The organism is Azotobacter chroococcum (genome assembly GCF_004339665.1).
Lineage (GTDB): Bacteria > Pseudomonadota > Gammaproteobacteria > Pseudomonadales > Pseudomonadaceae > Azotobacter > Azotobacter chroococcum.
In genome coordinates this window covers 110692-135721 of sequence record NZ_SMMU01000010.1, presented here as the reverse complement: position 1 = coordinate 135721, position 25030 = coordinate 110692, and the positions used below count along the sequence as shown (strand labels likewise).

Annotated in this window: 23 protein-coding genes and 1 pseudogene; 8 read left to right on the top strand and 16 right to left on the bottom strand. The window is 68.9% G+C overall.

Going from position 1 to position 25030, the window contains the following annotated elements; genetic code table 11:
• Nucleotides 1-101 precede the first annotated feature (101 nt).
• Together pip and dtd are read left to right on the top strand one after the other, a co-directional pair.
• Nucleotides 102-1067, top strand: coding sequence for a prolyl aminopeptidase (pip, locus tag EV691_RS11070; RefSeq protein WP_131296696.1), 966 nt, complete (start codon nucleotides 102-104; stop codon nucleotides 1065-1067).
• A complete protein-coding gene (gene dtd, locus EV691_RS11065) occupies nucleotides 1067-1504 on the top strand; it encodes a D-aminoacyl-tRNA deacylase (protein ID WP_131296698.1) in 438 nt (145 codons plus the stop codon). Before pip ends, dtd begins: the two co-directional genes overlap by 1 nt.
• On the opposite strand, the gene EV691_RS11060 is transcribed toward dtd, so the two are convergent.
• The gene (locus EV691_RS11060) at nucleotides 1467-1922 is read right to left on the bottom strand and encodes a UPF0158 family protein (RefSeq protein WP_131296699.1); all 456 of its coding nucleotides are present in this window, start codon (nucleotides 1920-1922) and stop codon (nucleotides 1467-1469) included. The two genes, dtd and EV691_RS11060, sit on opposite strands and share 38 nt — an antisense overlap.
• 140 nt (nucleotides 1923-2062) lie before the next feature.
• Here EV691_RS11060 and EV691_RS11055 point away from each other — a divergent pair.
• From EV691_RS11055 to mdoH (EV691_RS11035), 5 genes and pseudogenes are all read left to right on the top strand, one after another.
• A pseudogene (locus EV691_RS11055) lies at nucleotides 2063-2224 on the top strand (TerC family protein); the annotation flags it as partial.
• A gap of 177 nt (nucleotides 2225-2401) precedes the next feature.
• Complete coding sequence (locus EV691_RS11050) at nucleotides 2402-3976, top strand: glucan biosynthesis protein G (protein WP_278250211.1); 1575 nt, start codon at nucleotides 2402-2404, stop codon at nucleotides 3974-3976.
• Entirely contained in the window at nucleotides 3969-6536 is a 2568-nt protein-coding gene (mdoH, locus tag EV691_RS11045; protein ID WP_131296703.1) for a glucans biosynthesis glucosyltransferase MdoH, read from the top strand. The genes EV691_RS11050 and mdoH (EV691_RS11045) overlap by 8 nt, the downstream gene beginning before the upstream one ends.
• Before the next feature lie 328 nt (nucleotides 6537-6864).
• Nucleotides 6865-8418: a glucan biosynthesis protein G gene (locus tag EV691_RS11040; protein ID WP_131296705.1), complete on the top strand. Its 1554-nt coding sequence runs from the start codon at nucleotides 6865-6867 to the stop codon at nucleotides 8416-8418.
• A complete protein-coding gene (gene mdoH, locus EV691_RS11035) occupies nucleotides 8405-11002 on the top strand; it encodes a glucans biosynthesis glucosyltransferase MdoH (RefSeq protein WP_131296707.1) in 2598 nt (865 codons plus the stop codon). Before EV691_RS11040 ends, mdoH (EV691_RS11035) begins: the two co-directional genes overlap by 14 nt.
• An 89-nt stretch (nucleotides 11003-11091) precedes the next feature.
• On the opposite strand, the gene EV691_RS11030 is transcribed toward mdoH (EV691_RS11035), so the two are convergent.
• The 15 genes from EV691_RS11030 to EV691_RS10960 all read right to left on the bottom strand — a co-directional run bounded on the left by EV691_RS11030 (nucleotide 11092) and on the right by EV691_RS10960 (nucleotide 24637).
• Complete coding sequence (locus tag EV691_RS11030; RefSeq protein ID WP_131296709.1) at nucleotides 11092-11799, bottom strand: 16S rRNA (uracil(1498)-N(3))-methyltransferase; 708 nt, start codon at nucleotides 11797-11799, stop codon at nucleotides 11092-11094.
• A complete protein-coding gene (tatC, locus tag EV691_RS11025) occupies nucleotides 11796-12569 on the bottom strand; it encodes a twin-arginine translocase subunit TatC (RefSeq protein ID WP_131296711.1) in 774 nt (257 codons plus the stop codon). The genes EV691_RS11030 and tatC overlap by 4 nt, the downstream gene beginning before the upstream one ends.
• On the bottom strand, nucleotides 12566-12907 hold the full coding sequence (gene tatB / locus EV691_RS11020) for a Sec-independent protein translocase protein TatB (RefSeq protein ID WP_131296712.1): 342 nt from the start codon (nucleotides 12905-12907) through the stop codon (nucleotides 12566-12568). The genes tatC and tatB overlap by 4 nt, the downstream gene beginning before the upstream one ends.
• A gap of 2 nt (nucleotides 12908-12909) precedes the next feature.
• Complete coding sequence (gene tatA / locus EV691_RS11015; RefSeq protein ID WP_039801821.1) at nucleotides 12910-13143, bottom strand: twin-arginine translocase TatA/TatE family subunit; 234 nt, start codon at nucleotides 13141-13143, stop codon at nucleotides 12910-12912.
• A 50-nt stretch (nucleotides 13144-13193) separates the two neighbouring features.
• Nucleotides 13194-13526, bottom strand: coding sequence for a phosphoribosyl-ATP diphosphatase (locus EV691_RS11010; protein WP_039801825.1), 333 nt, complete (start codon nucleotides 13524-13526; stop codon nucleotides 13194-13196).
• Nucleotides 13519-13920, bottom strand: a complete 402-nt coding sequence (gene hisI / locus EV691_RS11005; protein WP_089167118.1) for a phosphoribosyl-AMP cyclohydrolase — start codon at nucleotides 13918-13920, stop codon at nucleotides 13519-13521. Before hisI ends, EV691_RS11010 begins: the two co-directional genes overlap by 8 nt.
• 39 nt (nucleotides 13921-13959) lie before the next feature.
• Nucleotides 13960-15567 (bottom strand): ubiquinone biosynthesis regulatory protein kinase UbiB, encoded by a 1608-nt coding sequence (gene ubiB, locus EV691_RS11000; protein ID WP_131296714.1) that lies wholly within the window; start codon nucleotides 15565-15567, stop codon nucleotides 13960-13962.
• Nucleotides 15564-16187 carry a ubiquinone biosynthesis accessory factor UbiJ gene (locus tag EV691_RS10995; RefSeq protein WP_131296716.1) on the bottom strand — a complete coding sequence of 208 codons (624 nt, stop codon included), beginning with the start codon at nucleotides 16185-16187 and terminating at the stop codon, nucleotides 15564-15566. The genes ubiB and EV691_RS10995 overlap by 4 nt, the downstream gene beginning before the upstream one ends.
• Nucleotides 16187-16957, bottom strand: a complete 771-nt coding sequence (ubiE, locus tag EV691_RS10990; RefSeq protein ID WP_089167121.1) for a bifunctional demethylmenaquinone methyltransferase/2-methoxy-6-polyprenyl-1,4-benzoquinol methylase UbiE — start codon at nucleotides 16955-16957, stop codon at nucleotides 16187-16189. The genes EV691_RS10995 and ubiE overlap by 1 nt, the downstream gene beginning before the upstream one ends.
• Before the next feature lie 155 nt (nucleotides 16958-17112).
• Nucleotides 17113-17487 (bottom strand): gamma-butyrobetaine hydroxylase family protein, encoded by a 375-nt coding sequence (locus EV691_RS10985; RefSeq protein ID WP_131296718.1) that lies wholly within the window; start codon nucleotides 17485-17487, stop codon nucleotides 17113-17115.
• 83 nt (nucleotides 17488-17570) lie between these two features.
• Nucleotides 17571-18911: an ATP-dependent protease ATPase subunit HslU gene (gene hslU, locus EV691_RS10980; protein WP_131296720.1), complete on the bottom strand. Its 1341-nt coding sequence runs from the start codon at nucleotides 18909-18911 to the stop codon at nucleotides 17571-17573.
• A gap of 101 nt (nucleotides 18912-19012) precedes the next feature.
• Nucleotides 19013-19540, bottom strand: a complete 528-nt coding sequence (hslV, locus tag EV691_RS10975) for an ATP-dependent protease subunit HslV (protein ID WP_039801840.1) — start codon at nucleotides 19538-19540, stop codon at nucleotides 19013-19015.
• Nucleotides 19541-19652: 112 nt separating this feature from the next.
• Nucleotides 19653-20504 (bottom strand): SPOR domain-containing protein, encoded by an 852-nt coding sequence (locus EV691_RS10970; protein WP_131296722.1) that lies wholly within the window; start codon nucleotides 20502-20504, stop codon nucleotides 19653-19655.
• Nucleotides 20505-20526: 22 nt separating this feature from the next.
• The gene (gene argS, locus EV691_RS10965) at nucleotides 20527-22266 is read right to left on the bottom strand and encodes an arginine--tRNA ligase (protein ID WP_131296724.1); all 1740 of its coding nucleotides are present in this window, start codon (nucleotides 22264-22266) and stop codon (nucleotides 20527-20529) included.
• 151 nt (nucleotides 22267-22417) lie between these two features.
• Complete coding sequence (locus tag EV691_RS10960) at nucleotides 22418-24637, bottom strand: primosomal protein N' (protein WP_131296725.1); 2220 nt, start codon at nucleotides 24635-24637, stop codon at nucleotides 22418-22420.
• Nucleotides 24638-24811: 174 nt separating this feature from the next.
• On the opposite strand from EV691_RS10960, the gene rpmE reads away from it, so the two are divergent.
• A complete protein-coding gene (rpmE, locus tag EV691_RS10955) occupies nucleotides 24812-25024 on the top strand; it encodes a 50S ribosomal protein L31 (protein ID WP_039801850.1) in 213 nt (70 codons plus the stop codon).
• The last annotated feature ends 6 nt before the right edge of the window (nucleotides 25025-25030 follow it).

Sequence of the window (25030 nt, the reverse complement as noted above, 5' to 3'; positions counted from 1 at the left end):
CGGGAAATTTCGGCCGATCCAGCGCATCCCCACAGCCCTTTTCGAGGCTATGATGCCGGCTACCCCGGGACGGATGGTCCTGTTCAGCCTTGGAGCAGAGCATGCAAACCTTGTATCCAGAGATCAAACCCTACGCCCGTTACCAACTGGCGGTGGACCATCCCCATGAGCTGTATGTCGATGAGAGCGGCTCGCCGGACGGTCTGCCGGTGGTGTTCATCCACGGCGGTCCGGGCTCGGGCTGCGACAGCATGAGCCGGCGCTTCTTCGATCCCAACCTGTACCGCATCGTCACCTTCGACCAGCGTGGCTGCGGGCGCTCGACGCCCTACGCGAGCCTGGAGAACAACACCACCTGGGATCTGGTGGCGGACCTGGAGCGCATCCGTGAGCACCTGGGCATCGAGCAGTGGGTGCTGTTCGGCGGCTCCTGGGGCTCGACCCTGGCGCTGGCCTACGCCCAGACCCATCCGGAGCGGGTGATGGCGCTGATCCTGCGCGGGATCTTCCTGTGCCGGCCGCAGGACTTCCACTGGTTCTACCAGGAGGGCGCCAGCCGGCTGTTCCCGGACTACTGGCAGGACTATCTGGCGCCGATCCCGGCGGAGGAGCGCGGCGAGATGATGCAGGCCTACTACAAGCGCCTCACCGGGAGCGACGAGATCGCCCAGATGCAGGCGGCCAAGGCCTGGTCGGCCTGGGAGGGGCGCACCGCCACCCTGCGGCCGAATCCGGACGTGGTCGAGCGTTTCCACGAGCATGCCCTGTCGATCGCCCGCATCGAGTGCCACTACTTCGTCAACGATGCCTTCCTGGAGCCCGGCCAGCTGCTGCGCGACATGCCGAAGATCGCCCACCTGCCCGGGGTGATCGTGCATGGCCGCTACGATGCGGTGTGCCCGCTGGACAACGCCTGGGCGCTGCACCGTGCCTGGCCGAACAGCGAGCTGCAGATCGTCCGCGACGCCGGTCACGCGGCCGGCGAGCCGGGCATCACCGATGCCCTGGTGCGCGCCGCCGACGAGCTGGCCCAGCGTCTGCTCGGCGTGTCGCCCGAGGAAGCCTGATGAAGGCGCTGATCCAGCGGGTCGCCTCGGCCCGGGTGACGGTCGGCGGCGATACGCTCGGCGCCATCGGCCCGGGTCTGCTGGCGCTGGTCGGCATCGAGCCGCAGGATGATGGGCAAAGCGTCGAGCGGATGCTGCACAGGCTGCTCAACTACCGGGTGTTCGCCGACGCCGAGGGGCGCATGAACCTGTCCCTGGCCCAGGTCGGCGGCGGCCTGCTGCTGGTCTCGCAGTTCACCCTCGCCGCCGATACCAGAAGTGGCCTGCGCCCGAGCTTCTCCAGTGCCGCGCCGCCGGCCCAGGGCCAGGCGCTGTTCGAGGCGCTGCTGGCGCTGGCCCGCGAGCGCCACCCGCAGGTCGCCAGCGGGCGCTTCGGCGCCCACATGCAGGTCGAACTGGTCAACGACGGCCCAGTGACCTTCCTGCTCGAGGCCTGAGTTCGCTCGCCGGCTCCAGACCGTTGTCCTCCAGCCACTCCAGGGCGTACTCGCGCAGCCGGCGCCGGTGGTAGAGGTGCCAGGCCTCGCGCATCCGCGGGAAGTGCTCCAGACCGTAGTCGAAGGTGCGCAGCGGCCGGCGCCCGCTCAGGGCGCGGCTGAGCAGCGGGTGCGCATGCGGGTCGGGCTGGGTGTAGAGGAACTCCTCGCGCATCGCCAGGCTCTTCGCGCTGGCGAGGGGCTCGATGGGCAGGTAGCGCTCGGGCTGCACGTGGTACTTCTCGGCGCTGCCCGGCAGCGGTGCCGCGGGGCCGACGGCGAGGATCTCGCCGGTGTCCAGGTCCAGGTAGTGATCGACGGCTTCGTCGCCTTCCAGGGCATTTTCCAGTCGCTCGAGGTCGATGGTCAGGGGAAGCATGGCGATCTCCGGCTGAGGGGGACGAGTCCTCAGCTTAACGGTTGCCGGGCCGGGGGCGGCAAGGCCCGACGGGCGGCCGGCCACGCCGGTGCCTGTCTGTAGTTGCAGGCATGACGCCGGACCCCTCCGAAGGACAGTGCCTGCGCCTCCCGCACTTCGCCCTCGCCGCGATGATCCACCGCTTCGGCTACCGCAAGTGCTCGCTGGTGCTGGTGTTCAGCGGCGGGAAGATCTTCCTGGCGATGACCCTCGGGCTGCGGCTCGACGGAGTGCTGGTTTCCCTGGCGAAAACGGCCCGCTAACGGGCTATCGGAACGGTATTTCTGCAAGGCGCTTAGGCTTCGCGCTTGCCTGCCGGGCAGACAAGCGGTTGCAGCAAGGCGGAACTCATCTCTTAGCACCCTGGTCCCACTCCCTACTGTCCGGTGCTGTCCTTGCAGGCAGCGTCTTCGTTTTTGTATTGGATAACAGGAGGATTCGTGGCTTTTCGCGCTGTTCTATCTGCATCACGCAACCACTGTTTGCATGGCCTGCTGTTGGCCGGGGCTCTCATCCTGACGCTGGAGCCCGCCCCGGTCTGGGCCTTCGGCTTCGACGACGTGGCCGAGAAGGCGAAGGGCCTGGCCGCGGAAAAGTTCGTCGCTCCCGCCAGCAACCTGCCTGCCGAGTTCGGCGAGATGAAGTTCGCCGACTACCAGCAGATCCGCTTCCGCGAGGACAAGGCCTACTGGTCGGACAAGAAGACGCCCTTCAAGCTGAGCTTCTACCACCAGGGCATGCACTTCAATACGCCGGTGAAGATCAACGAAATCGCCGGCAACCGGGTCGCGGAAATCCCCTATGACCCCACGCGCTTCGACTTCGGCAGCCTGAAATTCGATAGTAACGCCACCAGGAATCTCGGCTACGCCGGCTTCCGCGTGCTCTATCCGATCAACGGTGCGGGCAAGCGCGACGAGATCACCACTTTCCTCGGCGCCAGCTATTTCCGCGTGGTCGGCAAGGGCCAGGCGTACGGCCTGTCCGCCCGTGGCCTGGCGATCGACACGGCGCAGCCGGCGGGCGAGGAATTTCCGCGCTTTCGCGAGTTCTGGATCGAGCAGCCGAAACCGCAGGACAAGCATCTGACGATCTTCGCCCTGCTCGACTCGCCGCGCGCCACCGGCGCCTACCGCTTCGTGCTGCACCCGGGCCGCGACGCGGTGGTCGACGTCCAGTCCCGGCTGTTTCTGCGCGACAAGGTCGGCAAGCTGGGCCTGGCGCCGCTGACCAGCATGTTCCTGTTCGGCGGCAACCAGCCTCCCGCAGAGCCCAACTACCGTCCGGAGCTGCACGACTCCAGCGGTCTGCAGATCCATGCCGGCGATGACGAATGGATCTGGCGCCCGCTGAACAATCCGAAGCACCTGTCGGTGAGCAGCTACCGCGTGGAGAGCCCGAAGGGCTTCGGCCTGCTGCAGCGCGGCCGCGAGTTCTCGCGCTACGAGGACCTGGACGACCGCTACGACCTGCGCCCGAGCGCCTGGGTCGAGCCGCAGGGCGACTGGGGCCCGGGCAGCGTGGAGCTGGTCGAGATCCCCACCCCGGACGAGACCAACGACAACATCGTCGCCTTCTGGAGTCCGGCCAGCCAGCCGGAGCCGGGCCAGCCGCTGGACCTGAGCTACCGCCTGCACTGGACCCGCGACGAGCCGGGGCTGCACGACCGGGATTCGGCCTGGGTCGAGCAGACCCTGCGCGCGGCGGGCGACGTGAAGCAGAAGAACCTGATCCGCCAGCCGGACGGCAGCACGGCGCTGGTGGTCGACTTCGAGGGGCCGGCGCTGAAGAAGCTGCCGCCGGATGCGCCGCTCGCCCCCCAGATCGGCGTCGACGGCAACGCCGAGGTGAAGGAGAACAGCCTGCGCTACAACCCGGCCACCAAGGGCTGGCGCCTGATGCTGCGGGTCAGTGTCAAGGATCCGAAGAAGCCGACGGAGATGCGCGTCGCGCTGGTCAACGGCAAGAAAACCCTCACCGAAACCTGGAGCTACCAGTTGCCCGCCAATGAATAATCCGACGCCCACCGAAGCTCTGCTGGCCGAATATCTCGAACATCTGCCGCTTGAGGCGCGGGAGCGCGAATGCCTGGCCGAGGCCGGCTCGCTCGCCGAACTGCACCGGCGGCTTGCCGGGGAGGTTCCGGCAGAGGCCGGCGATCCCGCCCTGGCCTCGGCCGCCCGGCGCCTGGAGCTGGGCGGCAGCGGCGAGCCGGACGAGGCCGGCAGGCCAGGCAGGGACGCCTGCGGCCGTCCCTGCCTGGAGGCGGCACCGCCGATCCGGCGCACCAGGGTCATCCCCGAGCCCTGGCGTACCAACCTGCTGGTGCGTGCCTGGCGCCGGCTCACCGGTCGCCGGAGCCCGCCCAGGCCGTCCCGCGACCTGCCCAAGGCGCACTGGCAGCGGGTCGGCTCGCTGCGCCGGCTCATCCTGCTGCTGCTGATGCTGGGCCAGACCAGTCTGGCCACCTGGTACATGAAGGATATCCTGCCCTATCAGGGCTGGGCCTTCGTCGATCTCGCGGAGATCAGCCGGCAGAGCTGGCAGCAGAGCCTGCAGCAGGTATTGCCGTATGTCCTCCAGTTCGGCGTGCTGTCGCTCTTCACCATCCTCTTCTGCTGGGTCTCGGCCGGCTTCTGGACCGCCCTGATGGGCTTCTGGGAGCTGCTCGGCGGGCGCGACCGCTACCGCATCTCCGGCAGCAGCGTGAGCGACGAGCCGATCGCTGCCGAAGCGCGCACGGCCATCGTCATGCCGATCTGCAACGAGGACGTGGCACGGGTGTTCGCCGGCCTGCGGGCGACCTACGAGTCGCTGGCCGCCAGCGGCGAACTGGAGCGCTTCGACTTCTTCGTCCTCAGCGACAGCGGCTCGGCGGACATCGCCGCCACCGAGCAGCAGGCCTGGCTCGAGCTGTGCCGCGAGACCGGCGGCTCCGGACGCATCTTCTACCGCCGCCGGCGCCGGCGGGTGAAGCGCAAGAGCGGCAACATCGACGACTTCTGCCGACGCTGGGGCAGCCAGTACCGCTACATGGTGGTGATGGACGCCGACAGCGTGATGAGCGGCGAGTGCCTGACCAAGCTGGTGCGGCTGATGGAGGCCAACCCCGAGGCAGGGATCATCCAGACCGCGCCCAAGGCTTCGGGCATGGACACCCTCTACGCACGCATGCAGCAGTTCGCCACCCGCGTCTACGGCCCGCTGTTCACGGCCGGCCTGCACTTCTGGCAGCTCGGCGAGTCGCACTACTGGGGCCACAACGCGATCATCCGCATCAAGCCGTTCATCGAGCACTGCGCGCTGGCACCGCTGTCGGGCAAGGGGGCGTTCGCCGGGGCGATCCTTTCCCACGACTTCGTCGAGGCGGCGCTGATGCGCCGCGCCGGCTGGGGCGTGTGGATCGCCTACGACCTGCCGGGCAGCTACGAGGAGCTGCCGCCGAACCTGCTCGACGAGCTCAAGCGCGACCGCCGCTGGTGCCACGGCAACCTGATGAACTTTCGCCTGTTTCTGGTCAAGGGCATGCATCCGGTACACCGCGCGGTGTTCCTCACCGGGGTGATGTCCTACCTGTCGGCACCGCTGTGGTTCGCCTTCCTGGTGCTCTCCACCGCACTGCTGGCGGTGCATCAGTTGATGGAGCCACAGTACTTCATGGCGCCAAGGCAGCTCTTTCCGATCTGGCCGCAATGGCACCCGGAACGCGCCATCGCGCTGTTCTCCACCACCCTGACCCTGCTGTTCCTGCCCAAGCTGCTCAGCGTGATCCTGATCTGGGCGAAGGGGGCCAGGGCCTATGGGGGCGTGTTCAAGGTGGCCTTGAGCATGCTGCTGGAGATGTTCTTCTCGATGCTGGTGGCGCCTGTACGCATGCTTTTTCACACCCGCTTCGTGATTGCCGCCTTCCTCGGCTGGTCGGTGCAATGGAAGTCGCCACAGCGCGACGACGATGCCACTACCTGGCGCGAGGCATTGCGTCGGCATGGCGGGCAGACCCTGCTCGGCATCGCCTGGGCGCTGCTGGTGGCCTGGCTGAACCCACGCTTCCTCTGGTGGCTGTCACCCATCCTGGGCTCACTGATACTGTCCATCCCGGTATCGGTGGTCACTAGCTGGGTCACATGGGGGCTGTGCTCGCGCCGTGGCAAGCTGTTTCTCATTCCCGAGGAGTATGCCCCCCCGCAGGAGCTGCGCGACACCGACGAGTACACCCTGGCGAACCGGCGGCGGGCGCTCGATGAGGGCTTCATCCGGGCAGCCGTCGATCCGCAGTTCAACGCCCTGGCCTGCGCCATGGGCACGGCGCGACACGGCACGGCCGGGGTGATCGAGACGCGGCGCCGCGAACGTGTGGAGCAGGCGCTGGCCGCCGGGCCGGAAGGACTCGATGGCGAGACGCGTCTGGCCTTGCTGAGCGACCCGGTGGCCCTGTCGCGCCTGCACCTGCAGCTGTGGGAGGAGGGCCGGGAGAACTGGCTGGGGCCGTGGCGGCATGCTCGGAGTGTCCGGTGCCGCAGCCACGCGACCGGCGAGGCCACGCCGGAAGCCGCTGGAGTGCTGCTGGCGAGGTAGGGGCGGGCGATGCGGCTGTCGCGCGCCAGATTTGAGCGGCGCCTTGGCCGGGCGCCGGGTTTTCCCCGGTACTGTTGCTTCCTGCCAACCCTGGAAAATGCCAACGGCTCCTATCCTATCCTGCCCGGCCGGACTGCCGCCCGTCGCCTTTTCCATCGCCTTTTGAAGGATTTGGATAAGAATAGCTAACTATATGAATATAAAGGAAAATCCGCTTATTTGCGGCTTTCCCTGCGCCCTGAGTTTTCTCTATTTTTTTCAATAGGTTAGAGTTGCCGGCCGACAGCCCCGTCCATTCCCCCTTTCAGCCATGCCCGAGCCTTGCGCAATGACGTCGATGATCGCTTCATGCCGCGGCCTGCTGCTGGTCGGTTCCGCCTGCCTGGCGCTGGGCGTCGCCCCGGCCTGGGGCCTCGGCTTCGACGAGGTGGCCGAGCGGGCCAGGCGCCTGGCCGGCGAGCCCTATGCCGCGCCGGTCAGCAACCTGCCGGCCGAATTCGCCAACATGGCCTTCGCCGACCATCAGCAGATCCGCTTTCGTGCCGAAAAGGCCTACTGGGCCGACGAGAAGACCCGCTTCAAGCTGGGCTTCCACCATCAGGGCATGCACTTCGCCACGCCGGTGCGCATCAACGAGGTGGTGGACGGCGATGTCCGGGAAATCGGCTACGACCCCGCGCGCTTCGATTTCGGCGCCCTGCGCGTCGATCCCAAGGCGGTGGAGCAGCTCGGCTACGCCGGCTTTCGCGTGCTCTATCCGATCAACCGGGCGGACAAGCAGGACGAGGTCGCCAGCTTCCTCGGCGCCAGCTATTTCCGGGTGGTCGGCCAGGGCCAGGTGTTCGGCCTTTCCGCCCGCGGCCTGGCGCTCGACACCGCGCTGCCCTCGGGCGAGGAGTTCCCGCGCTTTCGCGAGTTCTGGATCGAGCGCCCGAAACCGCAGGACCACCACCTGACGATCTTCGCCCTGCTCGACTCGCCGCGCGCCAGCGGCGCCTACCAGATGGTCCTGCATCCGGGCGGGGATACCCGCATGGACATCAAGGCCCGCCTCTACCTGCGCGGGCCGGTCGGCCGGCTGGGCCTGGCGCCGCTGACCAGCATGTTCCTGTTCGGCGACAACCAGCCGTCGCCGCAGGTCAACTTCCGTCCGAAGATCCACGACTCCAGCGGCCTCTTGATCCATGACGGCAATGGCGACTGGGTCTGGCGCCCGCTGCAGAACCCGCAGCAGCTGACGGTGACTCCCTACAGCCTGGAGAACCCGCGGGGCTTCGGCCTGCTGCAGCGCGGCCGCGAGTTCTCCGACTACGAGGACCTGGACGACCGCTACGACCTGCGCCCGAGCGCCTGGGTCGAGCCGCTGGGCCAGTGGGGACAGGGCAGCGTGGAGCTGGTGGAGATTCCCAGCCCGGACGAGACCAACGACAATATCGTCGCCTTCTGGCAACCGAAGGCCATGCCCAGGCCCGGTGAGTCGCTGGATTTCGCCTACCGGCTGCACTGGACCCGGAACGAGGCGGAGCTGCACCCCGGAAGGGCGGCCTGGGTCCGGCAGACCCTGCGCTCGCGCGGGGAGCTCCGGCAGCGCAATCTGGTCCGCCAGGCCGACGGCAGCACCTTGCTGCTGGTGGACTTCGAGGGGCCGGCGCTGCAGGCTTTGGCACCGGATACGCCGCTCGCCAGCCAGGTCAGCGTCGATCACAACGGCGAATTGTTGGAGAACAGCCTGCGCTACCACCCGGCCATCCGGGGCTGGCGCCTCACCCTGCGTTTGAAAGTCAAGGACCCGCAGCGGCCGGTGGAGATGTACGCCGCACTGGTCAAGGGCGACCGACGCCTGACCGAAATCTGGAGCTACCAGTTGCATGCCAAAGAATAAACCGATTTCCCTCCGGGGCCCGCTGGACGAGTATCTGCGCCATCTGCCGCTGGCCGCGGCCGAGCGCGAGCGTCTGGCCGATGCCGGCTCGCTCGCCGAACTGCACCGCCGGCTGGCCGGAGCCCCGGCGGCTGCCGGCGATGCCGGCCTGGACTCGGCCGCCCGGCGCCTGGCCGGGGAGTATGGCGACGAGCTGGCGGCGGCCGGGGCGCTCGCTACGGACGCCGCCGGGAGGACCTGCCTGGCGGCCGCACCGCCGATCCGCCGCACCCCGGTGGTTCCCGAGCCCTGGGGGCTCAACCTGCTGCGCCGCGCCTGGCTCCGGCTCACCGGCCGTGCCGTCGCGCCGCCGCCGCCGCGCGACCTGCCGCCGGCGAGCTGGCAGCGGGTCGCCTCGCTGCGCCGGCTGGTCCTGCTGCTGCTGATGCTGGGACCGACCGCCCTGGCCACCTGGTACATGCGGGATATCCTGCCGTGCTGCGACTGGTCCTTCTCCGAGTTCGCCCAGTTCGTCGAGGGTGTCCCGCCCAGCCCCTGGCACAGCCTGGGCACGGCATTGCCCTATCTGCTCGAAGGCAGCGTGCTCGGCCTCTTCGCGCTGCTCTTCGGCTGGCTGTCCGCCGGCTTCTGGACGGCGGTGATGGGCTTCTGGGAGCTGCTGCGCGGGCGCGGCCGCCACTTCATCTCCGCCACCGGCCTAGGTACGGCGCCGATCCCTGCCGAGGTGCGCACGGCCATCGTCATGCCGATCTGCAACGAGGACGTGGCGCGCGCCTTCGCCGGTCTGCGGGCGACCTACGAATCGCTGGCCGCCAGCGGCGAGCAGGCGCGTTTCGACTTCTTCATCCTCAGCGACAGCAGCTCGGCCGACATCGCTGCCGCCGAGCAGCAGGCCTGGCTCGAGCTGTGCCGCGAGACCGGCGGCTTCGGACGCATCTTCTACCGCCGCCGGCGCCGCCGGGTGAAGCGCAAGAGTGGCAACATCGACGACTTCTGCCGGCGCTGGGGCAGCCAGTACCGCTACATGGTGGTGATGGACGCCGACAGCGTGATGAGCGGCGACTGCCTGACCGCCCTGGTGCGACTGATGGAGGCCAATCCCGAGGCCGGGATCATCCAGACCGCGCCGAAGGCCTCGGGCCGCGACACCCTCTACGCGCGCATGCAGCAGTTCGCCACCCGCGTCTACGGCCCGCTGCTGACCGCCGGCATGCACTTCTGGCAGCTCGGCGAGTCGCATTACTGGGGACACAACGCGATCATCCGCATGCAGCCGTTCATCGAGCACTGCGCGCTGGCGCCGCTGCCGGGACGCGGGGTGTTCGCCGGGGCGATCCTCTCCCACGACTTCGTCGAGGCCGCGCTGATGCGCCGCGCCGGCTGGGGCGTGTGGGTCGCCCACGACCTGCCGGGCAGCTACGAGGAGCTGCCGCCGAACCTGCTCGACGAGCTCAAGCGCGACCGCCGCTGGTGCCACGGCAACCTGATGAACTTCCGCCTGTTCCTGGTCCGCGGCATACATCCGGTACATCGCGCGGTGTTTCTCACCGGGGTGATGTCCTACCTGTCGGCACCGCTGTGGTTCGCCTTCCTGCTGCTCTCCACCGCGCTGATGGCGGCGCACCACCTACTGATGCCGCAGGATGCCGCCAGTGCCTCGGGGCCGTTCCCGGTCTGGATGCCCTGGTATCCCCAGGAGGCCATGCTGCTGTTCTACAGCACCCTGGCCATGCTGCTGCTGCCCAAGCTGCTCAGCCTGGCGCTGGTCTGGGTCAAGGGCGCCGACGCCTATGGCGGAGCGATCCGGGTGACCCTGAGCGTGCTGCTGGAGATGGGCTGCTCCATCCTGCTGACGCCGGTGCGGATGTTCTTCCACAGCTGCTTCGTGGTCGGCGCCTTCCTCGGCCGCTCGGTGCAGTGGAAGTCGCCGCGCCGCGACGACGGCTCCACCTCCTGGGGCGAGGCGCTGCGCCGGCATGGCGTGCAGACCCTGCTCGGCCTCGTCTGGGCACTGCTGGTGGCCTGGCTGAACCCGCGCTTCCTCTGGTGGCTGGCGCCGATCGTCGGCGCCCTGATGTTGTCCATTCCGGTGTCGGTGATTTCCAGCCGGGTCGGTTTGGGCCGGGGTCTGCGCGCGCTGAAGCTGTTCCTGATCCCCGAGGAGCACGCCGCCCCGGCCGAGCTGCGCGCCACCGAGCGCTACACCCGGGAGAACCGCCGGCGCGCGCAGGACGGCGCCTTCGTGCGGGCGGTGGTCGATCCGCTGGGCAATGCCCTGGCCTGCGCCATGGCCACGGCACGCCACGGCCAGTCGCTGGCGATCGAGCGGCTGCGCGCGGAGCGCGTGACCCATGCCCTGGCCGTCGGCCCCGAGCGGCTCGACGAGCGGGCACGGCTGGCCCTGCTCGGTGATCCGGTGGTCCTGGCGCGCCTGCACCGGCAGCTGTGGGAGGAGGGCTGGGAGAACTGGCTGGCGCCCTGGCGGCGCTCGCTGGGCGGCCTGTACCGCAGCAGTGGCCGGCCCCAGGCCGCGCCGAGCAGCGAGGCGAAACCGGCGGCCGACGGGGTGCTGCTGGCCGGCTAGGGGGAGCGGCGGGCGCTCATGCGCCCGCCACGGCCTGTCCCTACGGGTTGCGCGGCAACGCGGCTCGCGGAGAATAGCGTTAACAGGCCCTAGAACAGACGTGCGAGCAGCGCAGTTACCGCGGTTTCCACGCGCAGGATGCGCTCGCCCAACTGCACCGGGGCGAGGCCGGCGGCCTGCAGCTTGTCCACCTCGTAGGGAATCCAGCCGCCCTCCGGGCCGATGGCCAGGGTCACCGGTCGTTCGACGGCGCGCGGGCAGGGCGGGAAGTCGCCGGGATGGCCGAGCAGGCCGAGGGTGCCGGCGGCGAGCTGCGGCAGGCGGTCCTCGACGAAGGGCTTGAAGCGCTTTTCGACCAGCACTTCCGGCAGCACGGTGTCGCGTGCCTGCTCCAGGCCGAGGATCAGCTGTTCGCGGATCGCTGCGGGCTCGAGGAAGGGGGTCTGCCAGAAGCTCTTCTCCACCCGGTAGCTGTTGAGCAGCACCAGCCGCGGCACGCCCATGGCGGCGACGGTCTGCAGCACGCGCCTGAGCATCTTCGGCCGGGGCAGGGCGAGCAGCAGGGTCAAGGGCAGCTTGGCCGGCGGTTCCCGGTCGAAGGTCACCTGCAGTTCGGCCTCCGCCGCTTCCAGGCGCAGCAGTCGGCCTTCGCCCATGGCCCCGCCCAGACGGCCGATGCGCAGGCCGTCGCCGGCCTCGGCGCGGTGCACTTCCTGCAGGTGGCGCAGGCGGCGGTCGCGCAGGATCGCCCGGTCGGCGGCGACGAAGTCGGCGTCGTCGAGCAGCAGCAGGTTCACGGTTGCGACGGGCCGTCGGCTTCGGCCGGCTCTTCGTGCTCCTGGCGGCGGATGCGCGCGCCGAAGAACACGCCGATCTCGAACAGCAGCCACATGGGCACGGCGAGCAGGGTCTGGGAGAACACGTCCGGCGGGGTGAGGAGCATGCCGACCACGAAGCAGCCGACGATCACGTAGGGGCGACTGTTGCGCAGGCTGGCCACGTCGACGATGCCCACCCAGATCAGCAGGAAGGTCGCCACCGGCACCTCGAAGGCCACGCCGAAGGCGAAGAACAGGGTGAGCACGAAGTCCAGGTACTGGCCGATGTCGGTCATCATCGCCACGCCTTCCGGGGTCACGCTGGCGAAGAAGCCGAACATGATCGGGAAGACCACGAAGTAGGCGAAGGCCATGCCGGCATAGAAGAGCAGCACGCTGGAGGCCATCAGCGGCACGGCGATGCGTTTCTCGTGCTGGTACAGTCCCGGCGCGATGAAGCCCCAGACCTGGTGGAGGACCACCGGCATGGCGAGGAACAGCGAGACCATCAGGGTCAGCTTGAACGGCGCGAGGAACGGCGAGGCCACGCCGGTGGCGATCATGGTCGCGCCTTCCGGCAGGTAGGCGCGCAGGGGCGCCGAGACCAGGGCGTAGATGTCCTGGGCGAAGTAGAAGAGTGCGGCGAAGATCAGCAGCACTGCCGCCACGCTGCGCAGCAGGCGCGAGCGCAGCTCGGTCAGGTGCGCGACCAGGGGCATGTCCTGGTCGCTGTCCGGTCGGGCTGTCATGGGCTGGGCGTCTTGTCGGAGTGGGCGGCAGGGGCGGCCGGCTGAGGGGGCGTCGCAGGGCTGGCCGCGGTCTCGTCCAGCGCGCTCGGCGCTGGCGGCTGCAGGCTCTGCTTCATCTCCCGTTCCAGCTCGAGGATTCGCTCGTTATGCAGCTGGCGGCGAATCTCGTCGGCGCCGATCTCGCGCTCCACTTCCGTCTTGAGGGTATTGAAGCTGCGTTTCAGGCGGCCGATCCACAGCCCGGCCATGCGCGCGGCGACCGGCAGGCGCTCGGGGCCGAGCACCAGCAGGGCGACCAGGCCGACCAGCAGGAGTTCGCTGAAGCCGATGTCGAACATGCTCAGTCTTTCCTGGCCGGTTCCTCGACCTTGCGGGCCTGGGCCTCGATGGTCTGGCCTTTCTGCTCTTCGACGGGCGGCGCCTTGTTCTCCTCGTTATCCATCGACTTGCGGAAGCCCTTGATCGCATCGCCCAGGTCCGAGCCAAGGCTCTTCAGGCGCTTGGTGCCGAACAGCATGACGACGATGAGCAGGATGATCAGAAGTTGCCAGATGCTGATACCGCCAAAACCCATGATGGTTCGCTCCGTAAAGACGTGAAGAAATTGCCGTGTCCCGGCCGTGTTCAGGACTTCGGCCGTGCGGCCTTTTCCGCATGCCCGGACAGCCCGAAGCGCCGCTCCAGTTCGTCGAGCACCGCCTGGGGATGCTGGCCGAGGGCGGCGAGCATGACCAGGCTGTGGAACCAGAGGTCGGCGGTCTCGTAGATCAGCTCGCTGCAGTCGCCGCTGGCGGCGGCGTCCTTGGCGGCGAGGATGGTTTCCACCGACTCCTCGCCGACCTTCTCGAGGATCTTGTTCAGGCCCTTGTGGTACAGGCTGGCCACGTAGGAGCTGTCCGGGGCGGCGTTCTTGCGCGCCTCGAGCACTTCGGCCAGCTGGTTGAGGGTGTCACTCATGACGGTGTCCTGCATGGTAGATGGCGTCGGGGTCCTTGAGGATCGGCTCGACGACCTTCCAGGCGCCGTCTTCGAAAACGCGGTAGAAGCAGCTTTCACGGCCGGTGTGGCAGGCGATGCCGCCGAGCTGCTCGACCTGCAGGACGATCACGTCGGCGTCGCAGTCCAGGCGCACTTCGTGCACCTTCTGCACGTGGCCCGATTCCTCGCCTTTGCGCCAGAGCTTACCACGCGAGCGTGACCAGTAGATGGCGCGATTTTCCCGGACGGTCAGGGCCAGGGACTCGCGGTTCATCCAGGCCATCATCAGGATGCGCCCGGTCTTGTGATCCTGGGCGATGGCCGGTACCAGGCCATCGGCGTTCCAGTGAATCTCGTCCAGCCAGTCTTTCATATCCACTCCGTTCGACGCACGGGCGTCGCGACAACCGGGTCAGTCGGGGAAGCGCTGGCGGCGTACCAGCAGATAGAGGCCGCTGGCGAGCATCAGCCAGCCCGGCCAGGCATCCGCGGCGTTCAGCGGCGCCTGGCTGGCGAGCAGCACGCCGCCGGCCAGCAGGGCAGCGCCGAGCAGGCGCAGGATGTGCCGGTCGCGGGGCGACGGGGCGCCGTGCGCCGGCCGGGCCATGCCTTCCAGCGCCGCGCGGGTCATCTGCGCCAGATGCGGCAGCTGCTCCAGTTGGCCCTGCAGATTGTCGAGCATGGCCTTCGGGCTCATGCGCTTGCGCATCCAGCGCTCGAGGAAGGGCTTGGCGGTGGTCCACAGGTCCAGCTCCGGATAGAGCTGGCGGCCGAGCCCCTCGATGTTGAGCAGGGTCTTCTGCAGCAGCACCAGCTGCGGCTGGACCTCCATGTTGAAGCGCCGGGCGGTCTGGAACAGGCGCAGCAGCAGTTGGCCGAAGGAGATGTCCTTCAAGGGCTTCTCGAAGATCGGCTCGCAGACGGTGCGGATCGCCGCCTCGAATTCGTTGACCTGGGTGTCGGCCGGCACCCAGCCGGAGTCGATGTGCAGCTGCGCGACCTTGCGGTAGTCGCGCTTGAAGAAGGCCAGCAGGTTGCGCGCCAGGTAGTCCTGGTCCTGCGGCGTCAGGCTGCCGACGATGCCGCAGTCGATGGCGATGTACTGCGGGTCCCAGGGCTGGCGGGTGCTGACGAAGATGTTGCCGGGATGCATGTCGGCATGGAAGAAGCTGTCGCGGAACACCTGGGTGAAGAAGATCTCCACGCCGCGCTCGGCGAGCAGCTTGAGGTCGGTGCCCTGATCGACGAGGGCGGACAGGTCGGTCACCGGCACGCCGTAGATGCGCTCCATCACCAGCACCTTGGGCCGGCACCACTCCCAGTGCACCTGCGGTACGTAGAGCAGCGGCGAGCCCTCGAAATTGCGCTTGAGCTGGCTGGCGTTGGCCGCCTCGCGGAGCAGGTCGAGTTCGTCGTAGATGGTCTTCTCGTAGTCGCCGACCACGTCCACCAGATGCAGGCGGCGGGCTTCGGTGGAGGCGCCCTCGGCCATCCGGGCGAACAGGTAGAGCCAGGCCAGGTCCTGGCGGATCACCGCCCTGAGGCCCGGGCGGACCACCTTGACCACCACCTCCTCGCCGCTCTTCAGCTGCGCCGCATGCACCTGAGCGACCGAGGCCGAGGCTAGCGGCTCGCTGTCGAAGCGGGCGAACACCTCGTCGACCCGGGCGCCGAGCTGTTCCTCGATCAGCGCCACGGACTGCTGCGGATCGAAGGGCGGCACGCGGTCCTGCAGCCAGACCAGCTCGTCGGCGATGTCCGGCGGCAGCAGATCGCGGCGGGTCGACAGGATCTGCCCGAACTTGATGAAGATCGGCCCGAGGTCCTGCAGCGCGAGGCGCAGCCGGACGCCGCGCGGCTGGTCGCTCGGCGCGCGGGGAAACCAGCGCCATGGCAGGCAGTAGCCGAGCGCACGCAGCCACCAGGGCAGCAGTGGCAGGTCGAACAGCAGGTCGTCGAGGCGATAGCGGACGACGACGCTTTGGATGCGCAGCAGGCGGCGGACGGCGAGGAGCTTCATGCGTTGTCGCGGGGTTCCTGTGGGTGGGCGAGGCGGGCAAGGCGCGCCTCGAGGCGGTCCAGGGCCAGCCTGAGGTCGTCGACTTCGGCGAAGCGGGCCTCGGCTTCGTGGCGGCCGACCAGGGTGCTCGACTCTTCGCCGAGGTAGTCGGCCAGGTCTTGGCGCAGGCTGGCCAGGCTCTGGCCGCTCCAGCGCGTAGCGTGTTGCAGGCTGCCGGCGAACAGCTGGGTGGCCACCGGGCCGAGCCAGCGCGACAGTTCGTATTCCCAGTCCAGCTCGAGATCCTCGAGGATCTCGGCGAGCGCCAGCAGGCTGGCGCTGTCGCCTTCCAGGCGGACCTCGGGACTGTGCAGGATGGCGGTCTTCTGCCGGCTGGCGGCCAGGCGCAGCAGGCTCGCGGCGGGCGCGTGCAGGGTGCAGTCGGCCTCGCCCTGCCAGTGGCTGGCCAGACGCAGGCCGTCGGCGTTCGGCAGGATATGGAGGGCCAGCTCGGGCGCCGTGCAGCGCACCGCAATCACGCGGCCGCCCAGCCGCGCCAGGCGTGGCTGGGCGGTGCCGTCCAGGCGCAGCAGGCGGTTGAGTGCGTGCTCCGCACTCGCGAGCAGGGCCGTGCCGAGCATCAGGGCTTGAGACCGCGGTGCAGGGCGACGATGCCGCCGGTCATGTTGTGGTAGGTGACGCGCTCGAAGCCGGCCTCGACCATCATGCCCTTGAGGGTTTCCTGGTTCGGGTGCATGCGGATCGACTCGGCCAGGTAGCGGTAGCTGTCGGCGTCGTTGGTGATCAGCTTGCCGGCCAGCGGCATGAAGGCGAAGGAGTAGGCGTCGTAGGCCTTGCCGAGCAGGGCGTTGGACGGTTTGGAGAACTCCAGCACCAGCAGGCGGCCGCCCGGCTTCAGCACCCGCAGCATGGAGCGCAGGGCGTCTTCCTTGTGGGTGACGTTGCGCAGGCCGAAGGCGATGGTGACCACGTCGAAGTGGTTGTCGGGGAACGGCAGCTTCTCGGCGTCGGCCTGGACGAAGCGCACGTTGCCGGCCACGCCCTTGTCGAGCAGGCGGTCGCGGCCGACCTTGAGCATCGAGGAGTTGATGTCGGCCAGCACCACTTCGCCGCTCTCGCCGACCAGGCGGGAGAACTGCCGGGTCAGGTCGCCGGTGCCGCCGGCGATGTCCAGCACCCGGTTGCCCCGGCGCACGCCGGACAACTCGATGGTGAAGCGCTTCCACAGGCGGTGCAGGCCGCCGGAGAGCACGTCGTTCATCAGGTCGTACTTGGCGGCCACCGAGTGGAACACCTCGGCGACCTTCTGCGCCTTCTGGCTTTCCGGGACGTTCTGGTAACCGAAATGGGTGGTGGGTTCGGCCTCGCGGCCCTTGCGCGGATCGTTCATGTCGCTGGCACCGGAAAAATGTGCCGGCCATTCTAGGGGGTGTTGACGTTTTGGCATAGGCTCACGCCAAAACGTCAACACCCCCTGCTGCCTGCGCTCGATTGTTTCCATGCAGTCGAGGCGCCGAAGTCGGCGCGGGACGGCCGCGGCCCGCCTCAGAGCATCAGCCGGACCACCGACTCGTCCGGGTCGCGGGACTTGCCGGCGCGCTCCAGTTCGGCCAGGTACTCGAGCCACAGGCGGTCGTGGTCGCGGGCCAGCTGGTAGAGATAGTCCCAGCTGTAGAGGCCGCTGTCGTGGCCGTCGTCGAAGATCAGCTTGAGGGCGTACTGGCCGACCGGCTCGACGCCGCTCAGGCCGACGCCGAGCTTGCCGTGCTGCAGCACGGGATGGCCGTGGCCGCGCACTTCCGCCGAGGGCGAGTGCACGCGGAGGAACTCGGCGTCGAGGCGGTACTGCTCGTCGGGACCGTAGTGCAGCTCGAGGGTCTTCGAGGCCTTGTGCAGCTTGATGGCGGTGGGCAGGCGCATCGGTGGAACTCCGCAGGGTGAGGCGGCGAGCTGCAGGGTGGAAAGCGCTGCGCGGTTTTCCACCCTGCGACGGCGGGGATCGCTTACAGGATATAGCGCGACAGATCCTCGTCCTGGGCCAGTTCGCCGAGGTGGCTGTTGACGTAGGCGGCGTCGATCACGATCGGCCGGCCGCTGTGATCGGCGGCCAGGTCGGCGGCGCTGAAGGAAACCTCCTCCAGCAGGCGTTCGAGCAGGGTATGCAGGCGGCGCGCGCCGATGTTCTCGGTCTTCTCGTTGACCTGCCAGGCGATCTCGGCGATGCGCTTGATGCCATCCGCGGTGAATTCGATGTCCAGCCCTTCGGTCTTCAGCAGTTCGCTGTACTGTTCGGTCAGGGAGGCGTGGGGCTCGGTGAGGATGCGCTCGAAGTCCTCCGGAGTCAGCGCCTTGAGTTCGACGCGGATCGGCAGACGGCCCTGCAGCTCCGGCACCAGGTCGCTGGGCTTGGCGAGGTGGAAGGCGCCGGAGGCGATGAACAGGATGTGGTCGGTCTTGACCATGCCGAGCTTGGTGTTCACCGTGCAGCCCTCGATCAGCGGCAGCAGGTCGCGCTGCACGCCCTCGCGGGAGACATCGGCGCCGCCGACGTTGGCACGCTTGGCCACCTTGTCGATCTCGTCGATGAAGACGATGCCATTCTGCTCGACTGCCTCCAGGGCGCGGGCCTTCAGCTCCTCCTCGTTGACCAGGCGGGCCGCCTCCTCGTCGCGGACCAGCTTGAGCGCATCCTTGACCTTCAGCTTGTGGCTCTTCTTCTTGCCCTTGCCCATGCTGGAGAACAGGTTCTGCAGCTGGCTGGTCATCTCCTCCATGCCGGGCGGGGCCATGATCTCCACGCCGCCGGGCGCTTCGGCGATCTCGATGTCGATTTCCTTGTCGTCCAGCTGGCCCTCGCGCAGGCGCTTGCGGAACAGCTGGCGGGTGTTGGAGTCCTCGCGCGTCACCGGCTCGTCGCCGAACCCCTGGCGTGCCGGCGGCAGCAGGGCGTCGAGGATGCGCTCCTCGGCGGCGTCCTCGGCGCGGAAGCGCATCTTGTTCACCTCCTGCTCGCGCAGCATCTTCAGCGCGGCATCGGCCAGATCGCGGACGATCGACTCGACGTCGCGGCCGACGTAGCCGACCTCGGTGAACTTGGTCGCCTCGACCTTGATGAAGGGCGCGTTGGCCAGCTTGGCCAGCCGGCGGGCGATCTCGGTCTTGCCGACGCCGGTCGGGCCGATCATCAGGATGTTCTTCGGCGTCACCTCGGCGCGCAGCTCGGCCGGCAGCTGCATGCGCCGCCAGCGGTTGCGCAGGGCGATGGCGACGGCGCGTTTGGCGTCGTCCTGGCCGACGATGTGGCGGTTGAGTTCGTGGACGATTTCGCGGGGCGTCATGGACATGGGTAGGGCTCGCTTCATGCGGAGGGCGTCGGGTCTGGGACCCCTCGCCACGGCGTTCTGTTCGACGGCCGCGAGGCTGCGGCCGGAGGGGCGGCGGACACTCAGTCGAGGTCCAGCTCCTCGATGGTCAGGTTCTGGTTGGTGAAGACGCAGATGCTGCCGGCAATGTTCAGTGCGGTCTCGGCGACCTCGCGGGCGGACAGGTCGGTGTGCAGCAGCAGTGCCTTTGCCGCGGCCTGGGCGTAGGGGCCGCCGGAACCCATGGCGATCAGGCTTTCCTCTGGTTCGACCACATCGCCGTTGCCGGTGATGATCAGCGAGGCGTCCTTGTTGGCCACCGCCAGCATGGCTTCCAGGCGGCTCAGCGTGCGGTCGGTGCGCCAGTCCTTGGCCAGCTCGACGGCGGCGCGGACCAGATGCCCCTGGTGTTTTTCCAGCTGCCCCTCGAAGCGCTCGAAGAGGGTGAAGGCGTCCGCGGTGGCGCCGGCGAACCCGGCCAGCACCTGGCCGTGATAGAGGCGGCGGACCTTCTTCGCGTTGCCCTTCATCACGGTGTTGCCGAGGGAAACCTGGCCGTCGCCGCCCATGACGACTTTGCCTTGGCGGCGGACTGAAACGATGGTGGTCAAGGGAGTCTCTCCACGCTGCGGGGCGAAAATGCCCGAGTGGAGCCTATATGGGGTGACGGCGGGGAGATTTCAACGGCGAGGGGCCGGCCGCGGTGGGCAGCCGGCCGGGCGTTCAGCGCGTCTGGCGCTGCTGGGGCAGCAGGTTGCGAAAACCGTCGCCGGCCAGCTGCTTCTGCGCCTGCTCCAGCTGCTGGCGGTTGGTGAAGGGGCCGGCCACCACGCGGTGCCAGGTTTCGCCGCGCACGGTGCCGACCTCGACGCGCACGCTCTGGCCGAGCAGGGCGATGCGCGCCCGGGCATCGTCCGCGTCGGCCTTGCTGCGGAACGAGCCGGCCTGCAGATAGTAGTGGGTGGCCGGCGCGGGCTTGGCCAGGGCCGGCGGCTTGGCGGTGACGGCGGGCGGTGTGCGGCCGTTGAGCAGGGCTTCGGCGCGGGCGGCGTCCTGGGCCGGCGTCAGCTTGGGCTGCTGAGCTTGCTGAGCCGGGCGCTGTGCCGGCGGCTTTGCCTGTGCTGCCTGCTGCTGCGCTGCTGGCTGCGTCGGCTGTGCCGGCGGAAGCTGCTGCTGCTGCTGCTGCTGCTGCTGCGTTTGCTGCGGTGGCTGTGCCTGTTGCTGTGCCGGGGGCAGCTGTGGCACCGACTGGGCTGGCGGCTGTTCCGGCGGCCTCTGCGGCTGCGCTTGTGGTGGCTGTTGTTGTGCCGTCGGCGGTACCACGACCTCCGATTCCGGCAAGAGGGTGTAGAAGTCGTACTTCGGCTTGTTCGGCTGCTGCGGCGCCGCCTTGCTCGGCGACTGCTCGGCAGTGTCGCGCTTGATCGCGTCGCTGCCGGGCTCGAGCTTGGTCAGAAACATCGCGAAGCCGCCGACGGCCAGGCCGCAGGCCAGCCAGAGCCAGCTCGGTATCTCTCGCCGGTGCGGCGGCGGGGTGCGGCTGGCGCCGCGCTTGGGGGCAGTGTTCTTTGCCATGCTGGTGGGTAAGTCCCTTTACTTACATGCGTTCCAGGGTTTCCAGGCCGAGCAGTTCCAGGCCCTGCCGGAGAGTGCGGCCGGTCAGCGCGGCCAGCAGCAGACGGCTCTGCTGGCGGGCCGGGGTGTCGGCAGCGAGGATCGGGCAGTTCTCGTAGAAGCTGGAGAACAGCCCGGCCAGATCATAGAGGTAGGCGCAGAGCAGGTGCGGCAGACCCTTCTCGGCGACGTTGCCGAGCACCTCGCCGAACTGCGCCAGCCGGGCGGCCAGTGCCTGCTCCTGGTCGGCCTCGAGGACCAGGCTGCCGTCGATCTCGGCGAAGCCCTTGCCCAGCTTGCGGAACACGCTGGCCACGCGGGTGTAGGCGTAGAGCAGGTAGGGCGCGGTGTTGCCCTCGAAGCTCAGCATCAGCTCGAAGTTGAAGCTGTAGTCGCTGGTGCGGTGCTTGGACAGGTCGGCGTACTTCACCGCGCCGATGCCGACCGCGCGGGCGATGCTGCGCAACTCGTCCTCGGGCAGGTCAGGGTTCTTGCCCTTGACCAGAGCGTAGGCGCGCTGTTCGGCCTCGTCGAGCAGGTCGATCAGCTTCACCGTGCCGCCGTCGCGGGTCTTGAACGGGCGGCCGTCGGCGCCGTTCATGGTGCCGAAGCCCATGTGCTCGAGGTCCGTGCCCTCGTGCACGAAGCCGGCGCGGCGCGCCACCGCGAAGGCCATCTGGAAGTGCAGGGCCTGGCGCTGGTCGACGAAGTAGAGCACGCGGTCGGCCTCGAGCACCTTGCTGCGGTAGCGCATCGCGGCGAGGTCGGTGGTGGCGTACAGATAGCCGCCGCCGGCCTTCTGCACGATCACCGGCAGCGGGTTGCCCTCGGCATTCTTGAATTCGTCGAGGAACACGCACTGGGCGCCGTCGCTCGCGGTCAGCAGACCCTTGTCGCGCAGGGCCTGGACGATGCCCGGCAGTTCGTCGTTGTAGGCGCTCTCGCCGCGGATGTCGTCCGCGCTCAGGCGCACGCCGAGGCGCTCGTAGACTTCCTGGCAGTGCGACAGGGAGACCTCGTTGAAGCGCTGCCACAGGCGCAGGCATTCCGCATCGCCGGCCTGCAGCTTGACCACCAGTTCGCGGGCGCGGTCGGCGAAGGCCTCGGACTCGTCGAAGCGCTTCTTCGCGGCGCGGTAGAACTGTTCGAGGTCGGCCAGCTCGCTCTCGGCGGAGGCCGGGTTCTCCTCCAGGTGGGCCAGCAGCATGCCGAACTGGGTGCCCCAGTCGCCGACGTGGTTCTGGCGGATCACGGTGTCGCCGAGGAACTCCAGCACCCGCGCCACGGCGTCGCCGATGATGGTCGAGCGCAGGTGGCCGACGTGCATCTCCTTGGCCAGATTGGGCGAGGAGAGGTCGACCACCACGCGCTGCAGGTCGCCGTGCTTGCGCACGCCGAGGCGCTCGTCGGCCAGCGCCCGCTGCAGGCGCTGGGCCAGGGCATCGCTGTTCTGGAAGAAGTTGAGAAAGCCCGGGCCGGCGATTTCCACCTTGCTGATCGAGGCACTGGCCGGCAACGCGGCGATCAGCTTCTCGGCCAGCTCGCGCGGCTTCAGCCCGGCCGGCTTGGCCAGCATCATGGCGATGTTGCTGGCGAAGTCGCCGTGGCTCTTGTCCTTGCTGTTTTCCACCTGGATCGCCGGCGTCAGGCCCGCGGGGAGCACGCCGTCATCGGTCAGGCGGGTCAGGGCTTGCTGGATCAGCTGGCGAATCGTGTCTTTCATGGTCTGCTCGTGGCCGCGGAGGGGCGCTGCACCGGGAAGGCGGGTTGTGAAAACCGGGCATTATCCGCGGCAGGGGCGGGCTTGCCAACCGGTGCGAGTCCGGGCGGCGGCCGTGCCGATCGACAGGCCGGCTGGCGCCAGAGTTCGTGTCTCAGTACAGGTCGACCGGGTCGACATCCAGCGACCAGCGTACCGTGCGGGCGCCGGGCAGGCGTTCGAGAACCGCCAGCCACGGCCCGAGCAGGCGGCGCAGCGGCGCACGGCTGGCGGCCTGCAGCAGCAGCTGGGCGCGGTAGCGGCCGGCGCGGCGCTCCATGGGCGCCGGCACCGGGCCGAGCAGTTCGATACCGGAGAGCTGCAGCGCATCGAGCAGGTGCTGGGCCTCGGCGGCAGCCTGTTCGAGGAAGTCCTCGGCCTGGCCCGGCCGGTGCGCCTCGGCGCGCAGCAGGGCGAGGTGGGAGAAGGGCGGCAGGCCGGCGGCGCGGCGCTCCTCGAGGGCCTGCTCGGCGAAGGCCAGATAGCCCTGTTCGGCGAGCTGGACCAGCAGCGGGTGGTCGGCCAGGTGGCTCTGGATGATCACCGTGCCCGGCTCTTCGGCACGCCCGGCGCGCCCGGCGACCTGCACGATCAACTGGGCCATGCGCTCGCTGGCGCGGAAATCGGCGGAGAACAGGCCGCCATCGGCATCGAGGATCGCCACTAGGGTGACCCGCGGGAAGTGATGTCCCTTGGCGAGCATCTGCGTGCCGACCAGCAGGCAGGGTTCGCCGCGGTGGATGATGGCAAGCAGCCTGGGCAGTGCGTCCTTGCGCGCGGTGCTGTCGCGGTCGACGCGCAGCACCGGGTAGTCGGGAAACAGGATGGCCAGGCGCTCCTCGGTGCGCTCGGTGCCGGCGCCGACCGGGCGCAGGTCGACCCGGGCGCACTGCGGACAGGCGGTCGGCTGGCGCTCGACGTGGCCGCAGTGGTGGCAGCGCAGCTCGCGCTGGCGCTGGTGCAGGGTCATGCGCGCGTCGCAGCGCGGACACTGGGCGATCCAGCCGCAGTCGTGACACAGCAGGGTCGGCGCGAAGCCGCGGCGATTGAGGAACACCAGCACCTGCTGGCCGGCGGCGAGGGTGCGGGCGATGGCTTGCTGCAGGGGCGGGGAGATGCCGGCGTCGAGCGGACGGCTCTTCACGTCCAGGCGCAGGAAGCGCGGCGGGCGGGCGTGGCCGGCGCGCTGGCGGAGCTGGAGCAGGGCGTAGCGGCCGGTGTGGGCGTTGTGCAGGCTCTCCAGTGAGGGCGTGGCGGAGCCGAGCAGGATCGGGATCTCCTCCTGCCGGGCGCGCACCACGGCGAGGTCGCGGGCGTGGTAGCGCAGGCCTTCCTGCTGCTTGTAGGAGGCGTCGTGCTCCTCGTCGACGATGATCAGGCCGGGGTGCTTGAGCGGAGTGAACAGCGCCGAGCGGGTGCCGATGACGATGTCCGCCTCGCCGTCGCGGGCCGCCAGCCAGGCGTCCAGGCGCTCGCGGTCGCCGATGCCGGAGTGGAGCAGGGCGATCCGTGCGTTGAAGCGGCGGGTGAAGCGCTCCAGGGTCTGCGGTCCGAGGTTGATTTCCGGGATCAGCACCAGTGCCTGCCGGCCGGCCTCGAGTACCTGGCGGATCAGTTGCAGATAGACCTCGGTCTTGCCGCTGCCGGTGACGCCAGCGAGGAGGAAGGCGTTGAAGCCGCCGAAGCCGGCGCGCACCGCCTCGAGCGCCTCGCGCTGTTCGTCGTTCAGCGGCAGTTCGGCCTGGAGCAGCCAGCTGCCGTGCCGTTCGCGGGGCGCGTGCTGGCGTACCTCGGTGTGCAGCAGGCCCTTGGCCAGCAACAGGTCGAGGCTGGCCCTGTTCAGCTGCAGCTTGCCGAGCAGCGTCTGGGGCACGCCGTGGGGGTGCTGGGCGAGGACCTGCAGGGCCTCGCGCTGGCGCGGCGCGCGGGCCAGGCGCGGGTCGTCCGGGCGGGCGCCTTCGGCCAGATGCCACCAGCGCTCCTCGCGCCGCTCGGCCGGCTCGCCCTGGCGCAGCAGCGCCGGCAGGGCCCAGCCGAAGGTATCGCCGAGGCTGTGCTGATAGTAGTGGGCCGTCCACCGGCACAGCCTGAGCAGGCTCGTCGGCAGCGCGGGCCTGGGATCGAGAAGCTCGAGGGCGGCCTTCAGTTTGTCGGCCGGCACCTCGCTGTGCCCGCTCAGCTCGACCAATACGCCGACCACCTCGCGCCGGCCGAAGGGTACGCGCAGGCGCACGCCCGGCTGCAGGAGGGCAGGTGGCACGCCAGGCGGCGCGCGGTAGTCGAACAGGCGGCGCAGTGGGGAGGGCAGGGCGAGACGGAGGATCGGGGCGGGCACGCGGGCAGTCCTTGGCGGGGAGCAGCGATCTTAGCAGGCAACGAGATCGGTACGGCGACCAGCCGGCTTTGCGCGCTTGCATCAGGGCAGTGCTCTGGTATCATCCGCCGCCTGTTTCCGTACGGTGCCTGACATAGGGTCGGGTGGCGGTACGCCAGAGTCGAGGACTTTTCCATGAAAGCCGATATCCATCCGAATTACGTCGAGATCGAGGCGACCTGCAGCTGCGGGAACGTGATCAAGACCCGCTCCACCCTGGGCAAGAACCTCAGCATCGACGTGTGCTCCGAGTGCCATCCGTTCTATACCGGCAAGCAGAAGGTGCTCGACACCGGCGGCCGTATCGACCGCTTCAAGCAGCGTTTCGGTGTGTTCGGCGCCAAGTAAGCGCCG